Annotated in this window: 13 protein-coding genes; all 13 read left to right on the top strand. The window is 40.1% G+C overall.

Annotated features, from left to right (window positions below; translation table 11 throughout):
- Positions 1-17 precede the first annotated feature (17 nt).
- Positions 18-1334, top strand: a complete 1317-nt coding sequence (locus MBEAL2_RS18185) for a TadA family conjugal transfer-associated ATPase (RefSeq protein WP_047153689.1) — start codon at positions 18-20, stop codon at positions 1332-1334.
- An 11-nt stretch (positions 1335-1345) separates the two neighbouring features.
- A complete protein-coding gene (locus tag MBEAL2_RS18180; RefSeq protein ID WP_047153688.1) occupies positions 1346-2287 on the top strand; it encodes a type II secretion system F family protein in 942 nt (313 codons plus the stop codon).
- A 12-nt stretch (positions 2288-2299) separates the two neighbouring features.
- Positions 2300-3148 (top strand): type II secretion system F family protein, encoded by an 849-nt coding sequence (locus tag MBEAL2_RS18175; protein ID WP_047153687.1) that lies wholly within the window; start codon positions 2300-2302, stop codon positions 3146-3148.
- Positions 3149-3243: 95 nt separating this feature from the next.
- Entirely contained in the window at positions 3244-3465 is a 222-nt protein-coding gene (locus tag MBEAL2_RS18170; RefSeq protein ID WP_047153686.1) for a Flp family type IVb pilin, read from the top strand.
- Positions 3466-3525: 60 nt separating this feature from the next.
- A complete protein-coding gene (locus tag MBEAL2_RS18165; RefSeq protein WP_047153685.1) occupies positions 3526-3747 on the top strand; it encodes a Flp family type IVb pilin in 222 nt (73 codons plus the stop codon).
- A gap of 162 nt (positions 3748-3909) precedes the next feature.
- Complete coding sequence (locus MBEAL2_RS18160) at positions 3910-4143, top strand: Flp family type IVb pilin (protein ID WP_047153684.1); 234 nt, start codon at positions 3910-3912, stop codon at positions 4141-4143.
- A 52-nt stretch (positions 4144-4195) separates the two neighbouring features.
- Complete coding sequence (locus tag MBEAL2_RS18155; RefSeq protein ID WP_047153683.1) at positions 4196-4615, top strand: prepilin peptidase; 420 nt, start codon at positions 4196-4198, stop codon at positions 4613-4615.
- A 75-nt stretch (positions 4616-4690) separates the two neighbouring features.
- Positions 4691-5056, top strand: coding sequence for a DUF4320 family protein (locus MBEAL2_RS18150; RefSeq protein ID WP_047153682.1), 366 nt, complete (start codon positions 4691-4693; stop codon positions 5054-5056).
- Complete coding sequence (locus MBEAL2_RS18145) at positions 5040-5597, top strand: hypothetical protein (RefSeq protein ID WP_047153681.1); 558 nt, start codon at positions 5040-5042, stop codon at positions 5595-5597. The genes MBEAL2_RS18150 and MBEAL2_RS18145 overlap by 17 nt, the downstream gene beginning before the upstream one ends.
- Before the next feature lie 229 nt (positions 5598-5826).
- Positions 5827-6978: an RNA-guided endonuclease InsQ/TnpB family protein gene (locus MBEAL2_RS18140; RefSeq protein WP_161798238.1), complete on the top strand. Its 1152-nt coding sequence runs from the start codon at positions 5827-5829 to the stop codon at positions 6976-6978.
- Positions 6979-7164: 186 nt separating this feature from the next.
- The gene (locus tag MBEAL2_RS18135; protein WP_047153679.1) at positions 7165-7893 is read left to right on the top strand and encodes a hypothetical protein; all 729 of its coding nucleotides are present in this window, start codon (positions 7165-7167) and stop codon (positions 7891-7893) included.
- A gap of 220 nt (positions 7894-8113) precedes the next feature.
- Positions 8114-9250 (top strand): S-layer homology domain-containing protein, encoded by a 1137-nt coding sequence (locus MBEAL2_RS18130; RefSeq protein WP_047153678.1) that lies wholly within the window; start codon positions 8114-8116, stop codon positions 9248-9250.
- Positions 9251-9420: 170 nt separating this feature from the next.
- Positions 9421-14853: a PKD domain-containing protein gene (locus tag MBEAL2_RS18125; protein ID WP_152667838.1), complete on the top strand. Its 5433-nt coding sequence runs from the start codon at positions 9421-9423 to the stop codon at positions 14851-14853.
- The last annotated feature ends 279 nt before the right edge of the window (positions 14854-15132 follow it).

Raw genomic sequence — 15132 nt, 5'->3', positions numbered from 1 at the left:
AGGTAGGGGATTACACATTGTCACTGGTTAAATATGACGAGCTTGGGCAGTTGAAGCAGTCAAAAAAGATTCAAATTCATTTTGAAGATTCGCCGTACCAGGTGCCTCAAATTAAACGGGCGATATCAAAAACCGTACAGATTTTAACGGAAACCGAACCGGAATTAGTGAATAACGTTTATGCCAAAAAAATCCCGAAATCGGCTGCGGAAGATGTAGTAGACAGCATTTTGGAGTCCGGACGAATAGAATGCCCAATCCCGTTTGCAGAACTAAAAAAATTAGTTTTGGACGAACTGTTTGGTTACGGTGTGCTGCAACCCTATTTAGATGAACCAGAGATAACGGACCTTTTTATTAACCGGCATAATCAGCTCCTCAAACGTGTAAAGGGACGTGATTATCCAATACCCTTTAAATTTAATAGCCCGGAAGAGCTAGATGAATATTTCCGGCGTATTCGTACTCGTTTAGGAGTAAAAGCAGACCAATTTGACCCGCTGGTAGATACAAAAGATGAAGTAAGGCAAATGCGTTTAAATGGTGGTTTGCCACCGGTAGTTTCTGAGCCTTACTTTACCTTCCGTAAGCACCATATGGATAAGTTCGACATTGATATGCTAGTCAAAGTAGGTTCGCTGCCTCTAGAAATGGCGGAGGACATAAAAAAATACGTTTGCTCTTGGCAAAATATATTAATTTCTGGACCTACTGGAAGCGGGAAAACCACCCACCTTCGGGCATACACCCAATTTATTGCGGAAAATGATCCATATGAACGTATCGCTGTACTGGAAGAAGAAGCGGAGTTAGGCAATTTAGGGATGGCAAACGTTGTCTCTTTTGAGACGAAAAAGAAAAAGGGTGAAGATGACCACCCGATTGAGATGGACATTCTAGTAAAAAATGCAATGCGTCTATCAATGCGCCGAGTAATTTTGGGAGAATTGAGGCACAGGGAGTCACTAGAATTAATTCGCGCTTTCGGAACAGGCCATGATGGAGGCATGAGCTCCATTCACGCCAATGGTGTAAAAGAAGCATTACAACAGCTAGCGTTCCTCATGCTGTACGCCAATACACCATTAAAATATGAACATTTGCTAAGTATGATTGCCAATTCAGTAGATATTGTGGTGCATATTGAACGACATAAGGTTGTCGATATTTCCGAAGTGGTGAAATTCGATGCAACCAACCAGCAAATTATTACCAGACCGCTTTGGGAGTATGTTGTTGATCCTAAAACGGATGTAGGAACTCACACACGATATGAGCCGAGTGAACAGCTTTTAAAGAAGATGGCATTACGTCGTTCGCTCCGCAAACATTAAAGGAGGTAACTATGCAGCTCCTCAGCGGATTAGTGCTTACCGGGGCTAGCCTTTTCTTCCTTTTATACTCGCTACTTGTCATGCAAAAACCAGCCGAACAGAAACGTTCCATCAAGTTAATGAAAACGGCTGGATTGTTTGAACAGAGGCTTGATGATTTGATGGGGAAAAATGAACGTGCCTTTAAAATCAATCAGTATGTCACAAGCCTTCTATCAAAATCGAGAATCAGGATTAAAGGAAAGCCTTTAAACAAATACATCTTTTATGTGATTTTAGCGATTACTAGCCTTATCGTTGGTTACTTATCAACTAAATCGCTCAACAATATTTACGCTGGCATAATGCTGACCGGCTTTGCTGGATACTTATTCTTCCATCTATTGGGTTGGGATGCAAAACATCGTAAACGAAAATTAAAAAAACAGGCGCCTAGCTTTTATCTGACCATGACTAACTTCTATGAAATTCGAAGTGATGCCATGTGGGCGCTGCAAGAAACAGTCAAAAAAATCAAAAATCCATTAAAGGTAGATTTACAATTCTTTATTAACCAGTTAAACCGACCGGATGGAAACATTCGTGAAGCGGTTCTTGAGGCAAAAGCTCGTCTGGACAATAAGCAACTCCGAGATTTCCTGGATGACTTTGAACTACAGCTGAGATTCGGAGGTTCATTTAGAAACACGCTTCATCAATATGTACAGGAAAGCATTGAGAAGGAGGTACAGTCAATGGAACAATCCTCGGAAACTTCCGCTACTGTCATGATTACTTACTTCCTCATTGGTCTTTTTTGTGTGATGGCGGTTATGATGCGAAATTCTCAACCAGAAGCAATGTCTCTCTTAGTTACAACGCCTGCTGGAAAGGTAGTCGTTGTCGCTATGATTTGTATAATCCTCGCTGTCTTGTATGTAACCAAAGAAATGACAGATGTAGGCGAAGAATAACGGGAGGTGGCTATGAAACTTGTTTTTCTGCTACTGACAACATTGGGTCTTTACGTTCTATTTAATGAGGTAATCCTGTATCTCCAACATAAAAGGAGTCATGGTTATAAAAAACTCAAGAGCTTTCAGAAGGAGGTGGCACCAAACGATCATATCTTAGATCGTCTTGGCAATTACCTTGCGCCGCTATTGAATAAGATTCCGAAGAAGGAAAGAATCGAGAAGTTCATCTTACAAGCAGGTTCTCCCTACAACTTGAATTTTAACAAGTATATCGTGGTGAAGATCCTCTTAACAGCTGGCTTATATTACTTCCTTGCTCCGAAAGACAATCAAATGATGCAAATGGTTTATCTAGCGGTTGGATTTTTTGGTCTTGATGTTCTGCTCTGGTCAAAAAAGAAAGCCAGGGTACAAAAAATTGAAAAAGAGCTTCCTTTTATGCTCACGAAGCTCGCCCGTTCTACAGCAAGCGGGGTGCCGATAAGAGATGTTTTAACTGTTCTTTCCACACGATTAGAGGGACCGCTTGGAGCCGAAGTAAAGCTACTGAGTGCCCGTTACAATGTAGACGGGAATCTCGCGAATTGTATGCCGATGTTCTGTGACCGTATCGGAATGGAGGAAATAGATAACATGGCGCTGGCGATGATTCAGTCTGAACAATCAGGGAGAATGAGAACAATCCTTGAAAAACAGGCGGAAATTCTGAAAAAGAAAGAAAGCTTCCTGTCTGCAAAAAGCCTTAAAAACCGTGCGAACTTTCTACCGCTCACAACCGTTGCGATGGTAGCTGCCATCTTCCTACTGGTTGCTGTTCCGATGATTTTAAGCATCATGGATAATGGTTTCTTTAAATAAGCCATATCTACTGTAAATCTATGCTCATTCAGTGACTAAAAAGCTGATAAAGCCTGATTAATACATTTATAAAACAAGAAAGAGGGAATTTACTTATGAAAAAGAAGGTTCAACAATTGGCGATGTACACTTTTGCAAAAACTCATGCTGCGGTTCAAAAACTTAAGACTGACAAAAAAGGTACACCTTCAATTGAAACGGTCGCGATTATCGCTTTAGTCGCACTCGCAATCTTCGGGAACTTGGAAGGTCTGGGGCAAGCTGTATCTAACATCTTCGGTAGCCTCACATCTAAACTGAACGCAACAATCAAGTAATCAAAATCAGTTTGGTTTTACGCCAAAAATTATAACTAAACGGAAGAAGGTACTTAACGTATGAAAAAGAAAGTTCAGCAGTTAGCAATGGTGGCTTTTGCTAAAACACACGCATTAGCTCAAAATCTTAAGGCTGATAAAAAAGGTACTCCGTCAATCGAGACGGTCGCTATTGTTGCTCTTGTCGCATTGGCAATTTTCTCTAATCTTGAAGGATTAGGACAAGCGGTGTCTAACATCTTTGGCTCATTAACATCTAAGCTAAACGCAACAATTAAGTAAGTGTAAAGCTTCATACCGGTTTGCTGGCTATTCGGATGATGACCGTTCAGAAAGCGGAAAGAAATTCGAATAGCCCACCTTAATAGTCGATAATCGTGCCAGGTGCACAGAACTTGAATAAAAACATTTAAAAAATAACATTGAAAAAGAGGGATCTAACTCATGTTCAAAAAACACATTCAAAAAACTCAAGAAAAAATGATGGTTGTAGCTGCTAAAACTGTGGCTTTTGCACAACGCTTTAATGAAAATAAAAAGGCGACGCCTTCAATCGAGACGGTTGCCATCGTCGCCCTCGTTGCACTGGCAATTTTCAGTAACTTGGAGGGCTTAGGACAAGCAGTAAGTAACATTTTCGGCAGCTTAACTTCTAAGCTGAACTCAACAATTAAGTAGGAGGAGGAGTAGTCCGGGGATACGTGGTGTCTCTGGACTTCTTAATAAATCTATGGAAACATTCCACCTACTTGTGATTATTGCCTTTACCCTATGGGCTGTCATTACAGATATTATCAAAAGGGAGATTAGTAATCGCCTGGTCGCTATCTTTTTGGCATATGGCGTGATTTATCAAGTGGTTGAGGGTAACTACGTTTCCATTATTGTCTCTCTTATTGTTACGTATCTAATCAGCCTGATTCTCTTCCGCTTTAATGTATTCGGAGGAGGAGATTTAAAATTCTTTATTGCACTTGCTGTATGTAGGGGACTTACCTGGACGTTTTCTGCTTTTTATTATAGTTTAATCGTAGCACTTCCGCTTTTTGCGTTCTACATGATTAAGACACGTACCTGGTCGCCGTCAGTTCCATATGCAGTAGCTATCATGGGAGGAATACTATGGCAAAACTATTCACCTCTATTTTAAAAAAGACGGAGGGGGAAAAACAGTTTATTAAAGGATAAACGTGGCAGCGGGGAAGCGATTGGGTTTCTCGGCGTCATGTTTATTCTCATGCTTGTGGTCATCAATTTTCAGGCTCCTGTAACCTTCCAAATCAAAAAATTTGCATTAGAAAATGTGAACCGTATTGCTCTTCTTCAAATGGAACAAGAAGGGGGTTATTCGGACAACATCGGTGACTTTGTTCGTGAAAAGCTTCATATCTTTGGTTTTGATGAATCCAAAATCCAGGTATACAGTGATACGCAGAAGCCGATTCAATGGGGCGACACCATTAATCTAACCGTAAAATATACCGATGATTATGAGCGTTATGAGTTTAAAAACTTTAATTATGTAAAGGTAGTAGATAAACCAGTGATGGAATCGACAAGGAGCTCGGTGAGCCGTGTTTATTTTAAGTAAATACCTTAAAAGATTTCATAATGATAAACGCGGTATAGGCTCTGCTCTTATCGGATTTGTCGCTCTGTCTTTTGGCCTTACGCTCATGTTTTTACTTGTGGAGATGGGACATGTCTATCTTGCCAAAGCTAAAATTCAAAATGATATGGACTTTGCTAACGGTTCTACCTATGCGGTTTTAGACATGGACAAAATGGCATATGGAATTTATCAATTTCATAACGATGGAGAATCAAGATTAGATGGATATAATGATGCCTTAGCAAAGTATGAAGAGAAGCTGGCCGAGAACATGCAGCTCAATCCTGGTGCACTTACGCCAATCAGTGCAAAAAGTGATGTTGGCAGTCCGGTGCAGATCGAACGTTTTGAAGTGTATTTGAAAGATGATCTGCCTCTCACGAATTCCGATGGTTATTTCATTGATAAAGTAGCTGTTTACTCCAAAATTAAAGTTCCAATAAAACTTTATTTCCCTCTGTTTGGTGACTATTATTATGCAGAAGCCAGTCGTGTGACGGACTTAGAAGACGACTTGTAAGGGATAAAATGTTTTTCTACACAAACGAAGCCGGGGTGTTCCGGCTTATTTTATCATAATTAGCGAGAAGACCCCCACTTCAACGGAACATCGTGACGTAAGTGGGGGATGAATTGCCTGTTTTAAAATTCTTAATTCATTGTTTCTTATGAGAATATTTTGTAAAATAAACCTGTAAATACGTAAGGAAAGGAGAAAAACGATGCCCACAATCACGATAAAACTACTGTTGTTTGAGCCAACAAAAACAAAGCTTGAAATGTATGAAACCATGCGTTCTCATTTTTCTGATGCTTGCAATAAAACACTAGAATTAAAGAAAAGTAACTTAAAAATGAAGGCAACGGAAATCGATCATGCATTGGACGGCATCGAATTACCTTCTACCTTGCGACAGGAAGCACGAAAACTAGCGTTAAGCCGTTATCAAGATTGGAAAAAGAACCAGAAAACCAAAGGTTTCCCTTCTTTTAAAAATAAAATTGCGATCCTGTTTAACAATCAAAATTGGCATTTACGTTTTGACAAAGGATATTTAAAAGTGGGCATTCCTACGATAGAAGAAGGAAATCTAAACATTGATAAATATGTGCCTGTCAAAGCAAATGAATATTCCCTTTTTTGGGTGAGTTATTTACTCAAGAACGAAATGGATAAGGCAAATCGGCACTATCAACCTTCTTACGAAGGCATTTCGAAGCCAAAGAAAGGAAATGGTCAACTCTATTATAAAAACGGAAAATGGTTTTTCTCTTTTTCCATTACGTTTGAAATGAAACAAACAGACAAGAAAGAAAAAGCCATCGGTGTCGACCGTGGGCTTCGATTGGTTGCTGTGGCGGGTGATGCCAATTCAGGAAAATATCTTACCTTTAATGGCAGACATATCGGTCATATTCGAAGAAAGTTTGCACGCCTTCGCCATGCTTTGCAAAAAGCAAAAAACACAAAAGCATTAAAAAGGTTGGAAGATAAAGAACAACGCATTATCAAGTATTGGAATCATGTGATTTCCAAAAAGATGGTTCGATTTGCCCTCTCCTGCGGTGCATGTGTCATTAAAATCGAAGATTTAACGAGTATACGTTCCATGAAAAAGTTTTGGAAGCTTTCCGATAGAAACATTAACTCTTGGGCTTTCTTTGATTTGGAAACGAAACTTACCTATAAAGCAACGCTAGCCGAGCTACGAGTAGAAAAGGTAAACCCATATAAAACTTCCCAAGAATGTTCAAAATGTGGAGAAATTAAAAAATCAAACCGAAGAAAAGATACGTATACATGCTCTTCTTGTGGACATAAAGAGAATGCGGATATTAACGCATCGTTCAATATCGCAAGAAGACCATCCATTGTCAAAGAAGACAACTCTGCGGCGTAAGCTGCTGTGTTTGGCTCGATACCTTACGCAAGGCACCCGACAGTGCTGTACACCTAGCTGTTGACGTTCTACCCGCCACTTCTTGTCAGTCATCTTGGGCGGGACTGAATCGAGGTAACGGTAACCAATGAATCCATCTATTTTAGTTTGGAGAATGGGAATCCCCCACCTCTAAATGAAATGTAGGTGGGGGAGGAAGTCAATATTGTAAGTATTTTGCTTGGACTCTTGTGGCACATTGTTTTGGGAATTGGATTGATAGAACTTCTTTTCAAAATTACAGATGCCCCAACTAATAGAACAGGAATCAGTATAGGAACGAGAGTATACTTAATTTTTTTGATCGGTTTTCTCCTTATAGCGCGTCGATTTGACGATTTAGGCAAAACGGAAGGGTTAGCAAAAAAATGTCTATCGATTATTGGTATTACACCCTTTCCAGCCGCTATGATTGGAATTGTACTCTACCAACCAATAGTAAACATCTATGAGGATTACCAAAAAAAGAAAGAATATGAAGCAATTTCTTGGCATTATGCTATTGATGAAGTTAGAAAGAAAAAGAATACGCTAAATACAAAATATGAGTTTTACGAAGAGGATAGTAATGTAAAAACAAAAGAAAATTCAGGGAAGATACATGTTATTTTTACCTTTAACAGTATTGATTCCTCTGAACGTCAATTCACCCGTTCGGATGTTGACTATCTTATTCAATGGCTCTCCTCTGCAAAACAGGATTATAACATTACGTTGCTTCAGTATGGATATAGGGCCTATGGCTTTGATTTAACGATAAATCCAAACAAGCAGATAGTTGGCTGTATTACACCGGATTTACAAGCACCAAGCTACTCGGAACAAGAAAAGAAGCAATGGGATTCCTGTGGTCTTTTAGGATTAACAAAAAAATAGCTGAGATATTAAACGATCTTATGAGATGACATTCAAGCAATACTGCGAACAATGGTTTTGATTTACCCGTTGAATAAAACTTCTTACATGAAACCATTTTGTTCAACTTATATAGTAAAAAAATCTAGTAAAAAAACCTTCCATTTTTTGCAGTAATAGGATAAGCATAGTACAATAACGCTAACAGATGAAACTTTCGTAAGGGGAAAAGGTGAACAAAATGAAAAAAACAAGTAAAAAAATTGTTGTTGCAACTTTGGTAGTGGGTATTTTGTCAACAGGTTTTGTGATTCCACTAATGACACAACCAGCATCAGCATCAGAAATATTGCCGGTAGGACAAACACCAACAGCTGATCAAGTAAGGGAGGCTTTCTCACCTAGAATTACTAAAGCGATGTATGAGTACGCAAAATTAAACGTAACTAACGCAAAACTTGATACTACCAAATTAAAGCAAGGTGTGGTTGAATTAAAACTCCCGCAACTAACCGGTAAATATATTTGGGTAGCTACTATGGAAGATGATAATGACAACATCGATCTACATATCGGTAAGGGTGGAAAGACCGTAACGGCTAAGTTAAAAAAAGGTCAAGAAACTTGGATTAAGGTTGACATTGAAGAAGAAGTTCAAGGTTTTGCTTACGGCATTCGATATATATGGGACGATAAGGCGAAGAAACTAACAGCGAAAACATCTGATGAAACGCAATTAGAAGTATATAAAGAAGTTCAAGAGGATCAGAAAAAATTTAATGAAGAAATCAAGATGGATGAAGAAAAAAAGCAGCAACAATTACAAGTTGATCGTTTCTCTGATATTGCTAACCACTGGGCAAAAGACTCCATTATTCGTGCAGCAAATCTAAAAATGGTCAACGGTTTTCCTGATGGAACTTTCTGTCCTGATAATTCTATCTCACGTGCTGAATTTGTTGCCATTTTAATTAATACACTAGGATATGAAAAATCAAAGAATAAGCCTGTATTTACCGATGTAAGCGGCTGGGCGGAAAGTTCAATTGCTACAGCATTAGACAAAGGAATTTTAAAAGAAAACGATGTAGCGAACAAAAAATATGGCCCAAATGATGCAATTACACGTAAAGAAATGGCTTTATTGACGATTCGTGCATTAGGTTTAGAAGATAAGGCATGGGCGATTACTGATGTAAAAGCACCATTTAAAGATACAAATAATTTGAACAAGGAATGGGCTCGTTTTATTCAGTTAGCCAATGAGGAAAAGCTTATGTTTGGTGATACAAATGGTAATTTTCGAGCCGATGGTTATACAACAAGAGCAGAAGGAGTTGTAGTTCTTCTCCGTGTTGCGGATAGATTGAAAAAGTAAGCTCTTGACCGCAAAAATTATTCTGGTAAAATGTAACTAAGTAAATAAAAGTGACGGAAGATGGAAGCACCATCCCTATATCAATAGGGGTGGTGCGTTTTTTTATGTCTTTTTTTCCATTTTCTTCATTTTTATGATTTTAAAAATAAAAAGGAAAGGGGTTGAATGGATTGTGGGGAAGGTTATTAAGATTGCTACTTTGTATGGTTACGCTATGCAGTTCTCTCCTTAGTTCCATTTTTGTCCCAAGTGTTGCTCAGGCTGCCTATTCTCAGTCAACTTATGGGATCCCGATAGGTGCAAAGATTGATATTGATGGATATGACAAAGGGCAGTATATATTGGAGGTATGGAATACTCTAGTAGACGGTCGTAATGAGGGTACAAATTTAGGTTTACAAAAAAGATCGAATACAGGGGATCGGCTAGGTGGATATCCAAAAGTTGATGCAAACTCATTGAGTACGTGGGTTCAAATTTTTGGTGGAAACCTTAACTATGTAAAAAGTAAAATCGGTCAATTCAAATCCCATATCATTTACAACAAAAAAACAATAGCAGGCGTAGAACTCTATAGTCTAGCCGATATTGCTGTTCTTAGTGGAGCTAGAGGGGATGACTGGGTATATGGTACAAACAAATTCATAACCTCTAGTCCACCGAAAACTTCTATTAAAACGAAAAATGGCGCTACAACATTTAAGGCAGGGGATAGTGTTACATTTATCGGTTACGGAGAGTCCGATGTTCATTACCATCGGACTATCACCATGACTATGAAAGGGGCAACAGGAAAAGATTTAGGACTTAACTATACCCAAACAAAAGATTATTCGGCTGATGGTAAAGATGGCATAGCTAAAATGACATCTCCCGACCAGACGATTAAACTTATGAATCAGGGTACATTTACTTACAACATTACAGTGCTAGATGGAGTTGGAAGAACTGCAACATCTAGTATTACTATCACAGTTGGGCCTGGTCCTAACCAGGTAACTCCTAAACCGCCCACTAGCTCTGCGCCTACAACTGGGCCACAAGCCATTTTTGACTTGCCGACCAGCGCAAAAGTGAACACACAGGTAGACATATTGGAACATTCTAAAGCGGGTGATTCTCCAATCTCTTCTTGGACTTGGAAGGTTGAGCCAAATGCGAAGAGAACGGGCTTGCTTGGTGGGTACGGGTTGAGTCGTATCACATTTACCGAAACCGGGACATTTGATATTACATTAACGGTTAAGGACGGAAAAGGACGAACCGATTCTGTAACGCATACCATTAACGTTTATAGTGGTTCGGCTCCCGCTCCCGCACCTACACCTGCCCCGGCTCCGGCAGAACCGATGAATCTGCCGCCAACTGCACGATTCACCATGCCTGGTAATGCAAAACAAGGGGCTACCGTTGATGTATTCGATTCTTCTTCGGATCCAGATGGAACCATTGTAGATTGGGATTGGGATATCTCTCCGAGCAGTGGTGTTAAGGATGACTTAGGGGATACCGGTGGAACCATTACATTTGATGAAGAGGGAGACTATACGCTTAAACTTACTGTCACCGATGATGATGGCGAAACAGACACTTATGAACGGGACATTACAGTAAAAAATAGACCGCCTGTTGCTCGGATAAGCGCACCGGACGAAATAGTACAAGGTGACGACTTAATCATTAAAAGCAACTCGTATGATCCGGATGGTGAAATTAAATCTATCACATGGAGTAGTTCTCCTGCTGATGGCACCATGTTAGATTCGCAAACAGGATTACCTCATGTTTTGCAAGGGGAAGAGAACAAAGTTTATTTTAATAAGCCAGGAACATATAAAGTTACATTAGTGGCCGAGGATGATCAGGGCAAAAAGTCGGAGCCGGATGAACATACCATTACGGTAAAGCCAGCGATTCCGACAGCTTTTATTGATTTAACGCCGGACAGTTTTCCTAAGCAAAACAGAAAGGTAGTATTCGATTCGTCGGCAAGTACGAGCTCGCAAAGATATCCCATTGATTTTAGTAAAAACAATTGGGAGTTTATCCCGCCTGCTGGTGTATCGGCTGATAAAATCAAAATTGTAACTTCACCTGATAAGAAGACTCGCACCGTTCTGTTTAAGGAGCCAGGTGATTATGTTGCCCGATTAAAGGTAACGAATGCAGCTGGTAATACATCTGAATGGTATGAGTTCCCGATTATCATTTATCCTGATTTAAAGCCCGAAGCTAGTTTTTATGTATCAAAGGCTCAAATACGGGATGCAGCAAACGGCAGACAAGCCACAATCAATTTAGAAGATACAACGGTATCACCAGACAGTGACATCATTACAAAGCGTACATGGAAATATCGTTATGATTCCAATAACGACGGTAACTTTGAAGATGAAAGCTGGGTGCTTCTAAGTGATAATAACAATCCTACGCCAAGCCTAGTTACAAGCAAAGTAGGGAAGTACCAATTTGAGCTTTACGTGGAAGAATCGTTCGGGCAGCCAACCATTCCTGAATTTATCGGTCCAGCAGATAAACGGACGGATGATACGAGTGATGTGCCGCTAGAAGAAAAGGTTGTTGAGGTTATTAACTTAGAACCATATGGAGACTTCGTACCTAGAGCAAAGAAAAAGGTCGATATTGTCTTTACCGTTGGGAATGTGGATAATGCCAAAGTAGCCGACTTAGCGACTAAAATTACACAGAATGTTGAAGCGAAATTGGGAGCAGCTGGGGTTGATTACAAAATCACCTCAATGCAAACAAGCTCATTGAGTATGCAGGATACCTTCGCTTGGCAGGAGTATAGCCATTACAATACAGATAGTGCGTATGGTGGTTCTACTTCAAATGGTAGCCGAACAACGAATCATATCGTACTAAATGGAAAGAACATTACGTTCTATGGTTATGATTCACCAAACCGCAAAGACTGGCTCTTTTTGCCAAACAACACACCTGGTAGAAAGACGTTTGATTTTGCAGTAGACGAAACCCAATCTAGTTATCACTCGCTTGAGGGTGCAGGATACCTCTTCAATGCCAGTATTAGTGGGTCAGGAGATAGTGCCGTATTAAATGGATATGCCATTCTCTCCAACTCTTATCAAATACAGATTGTAAAAATTAAAAATGCTAACGTGAATCAATTCCATGAAGGTTCGTTAGGGGATCTGGGCTGGAATCGCGCTCCATTCACAACCGTTGGAAGCTTTTCGAAAAATGGATCACAACATCAATTCCATGTTGAGGCTACTCCTACCCAAATTGACGTTTGGGACAACAATGTTAAGATAGTGGATGCATTACAGTTGGACGAGCAGCTTGGAAATGGTTTTGGTCCGATGGCGAGTTATGCTGGTCATGGATGTAGCCAGTTAACGCAGGTTACTTTTAAAAACATCAAAATGGAGACTGTAACAGGTAAATCGCTAGATGAAGTCTTGAAAGAACCGGAATGGAGAGATGGGTCTTTGCGTTTTGTTGACACGATTACGGACAAACAAATTGCAGAATTTAACGACCCGATAAAATCATCATTTATTTACTCTCGTCTCCTTGAGAATGACCTTGACTATTCTGTTCTAGGTACATGGCAGAACCAGTCACAAGTACAAAATGTTATTCAACAAAATGATAACAAAGGTACCTTCATTGATAACTCAAATATGAACACAGCATTATCTTCTTATGCTGATTATATTTTGAAGAAGGTCAATGAAAAGCAAGGCGTTTTACAAGGTTATGTGTTGCTAGGTCAGGAAGTTCAGTATGATTATTATTACGATGATGTTGAAAATGACCCGCAATATGCTCAGAAATGGATGTACAATCACGATCCGAACTATTTCCAAAACAGTTTAGGATTAGCTGGGTTCCATCTACAACCTCAACCGAGCCCAATTTATAAGTTCGATAAGGTCGGTGAGTATGATGTGAAATTCCAGATTAGGGATAATCCGCTTAACGATGATAGATTTGATAATTATCGTCTATGGTCGGCAGAGCCGGATGAAGCGTTTAAATTGTTTGTACACCGCAAACCGATTGCACAATTTAACATGAATACCTGGAAAATCAATTCGCTCGATTACGGTGCCTCTTACTCCAACGTATCTTATGACTTGGATCATCAGTATGAGGGTGGGCAAGGTATTGTAGCAAGCCAGTGGAAATGGAAAGAAGGAACAGGTTCATGGCAGGATGGTACACCAACTACGCTTTATGGTGGACGCGTGTACTCCATTTATCTTCGTGTCAAAGATAAAGAAGGTGAATGGTCTGACCCAATGATTAAGGTAGTGAGCTTAAGCGGAAATCTACCGCCTGTGGCTACCTTCGCAGCATCACCAAATCCGGTAGAAGTTGGACAGCTCATTACGCCAACTGATCATTCGTATGATCCGAATCCAGGTGATTACATTGCTTATCGAAATTGGAGATTACAACGAGTTTCCGACGGACAATGGTTTGACTACGGTTCTAGCTTCCCTAGCAGAATCAATCAAATAGGGAAATTTAAAATTGAATTAAAGGTGCAGGATTCATTTGGTGCGGTATCCACTCCGTACACTCAAATTATTGATGTGATTCCAGCAAACCGCGCTCCTGTTGCTCGATTTACGGTTACGCCAAATCCGGTGCCAGAGGATGTGCAACAAACTTATAAAGACACGTCTTATGATCCGGACAATGACCCGATTGTATCTCGTGAGTGGCGCTATTCCAAAAATGGTGGCGCATGGGTTTCCGGCCAACCAACGGATATTGGTAAATTAGGTGTGGGAGTCTACCGAATTCAATTACGGGTAAAAGACCAACCAGCCATTGCAGCTCTTACTCCGCTTTGGTCAAATTGGTACGAGCAGGTGGTTACGGTTAGCAAAGGTAATGAAAAACCAGTAGCGAATCTCGTTCTTAGCCCGAATCCAAACCCAGCAGATGAACCTTTAGCATGGACTGATAAATCAACAGATCCAGAGGGTAAGAATCTGCAAGCATACGACTTGATCATCACGCAAAATGAAACAGGTGTATCCAAACAATTCACCGGTGTCTACGCAAAAGGTTCAGGTGCAAGCATGGATATGAGCAGTAAATTCATCAGCATCTTTGAAACGTCCTCATTCCCGAACGAAGGGGTGGGAACCTACACGGTTAAATACCGCGTAAAAGATACGACGCCAAATGGATTGTCACCTGCTTTATGGTCTGATTATCAGGTTCAGAATTTAACCATCGAGGAGCCATTGAAAATCAAGGCAGAAGTATCGCCTCCGACTCAGAAATCAGGTGCGGCCATTACGTTGACATCCGAAACACTTGGAAGAGCTGAAAAGGTTATTGCAAGAGCGGATTGGAACCGAGATGGGGATTTCGATGATCTCAATGAAACGATTCAGCTAACAAACAGCAAGCCAATCAGTGACAAAGCGAACGATTGGTCGAAGAGCGTTATTATACCGCTACCGACAAAAGATGGTGATTATGCAATTTCATTCACCGCTTATAAAGGTGCTAAGTCGATCGAAACGGTTAAATCCGTGAAGGTTGTTGGCAATGTGTATGATAACTTTGTCATCGAGATGATTAATCGTTAGTTTAAAAAGAAGGGGAGGAATGAATTCATAGAATAGGCGCCAGGAAACCCATTGCTTTAGCTGTGGGAGGAATGGCGTCTTTTTATGGTTGCTGATCTTGTAGTGAATGAACGATTTTAGTAAAATAATCCCAAGAGGAAGTGAGAACAAATGTACGGTGTTCAAAAGTGTCAGTTACGTAATATAAGTAAACGGGAATATACAACTCTTCGAGCTTTATTTCGTTTAACAAAAAACATGTACAACGTGGGTTTGTATCACGTTAGGCAGCATTTTTTT

This window comes from Aneurinibacillus tyrosinisolvens, assembly GCF_001015055.1.
Lineage (GTDB): Bacteria > Bacillota > Bacilli > Aneurinibacillales > Aneurinibacillaceae > Aneurinibacillus_A > Aneurinibacillus_A tyrosinisolvens.
Note: the sequence above shows the minus strand (reverse complement) of the source record. Positions and strands in the feature narration are given on the sequence as shown.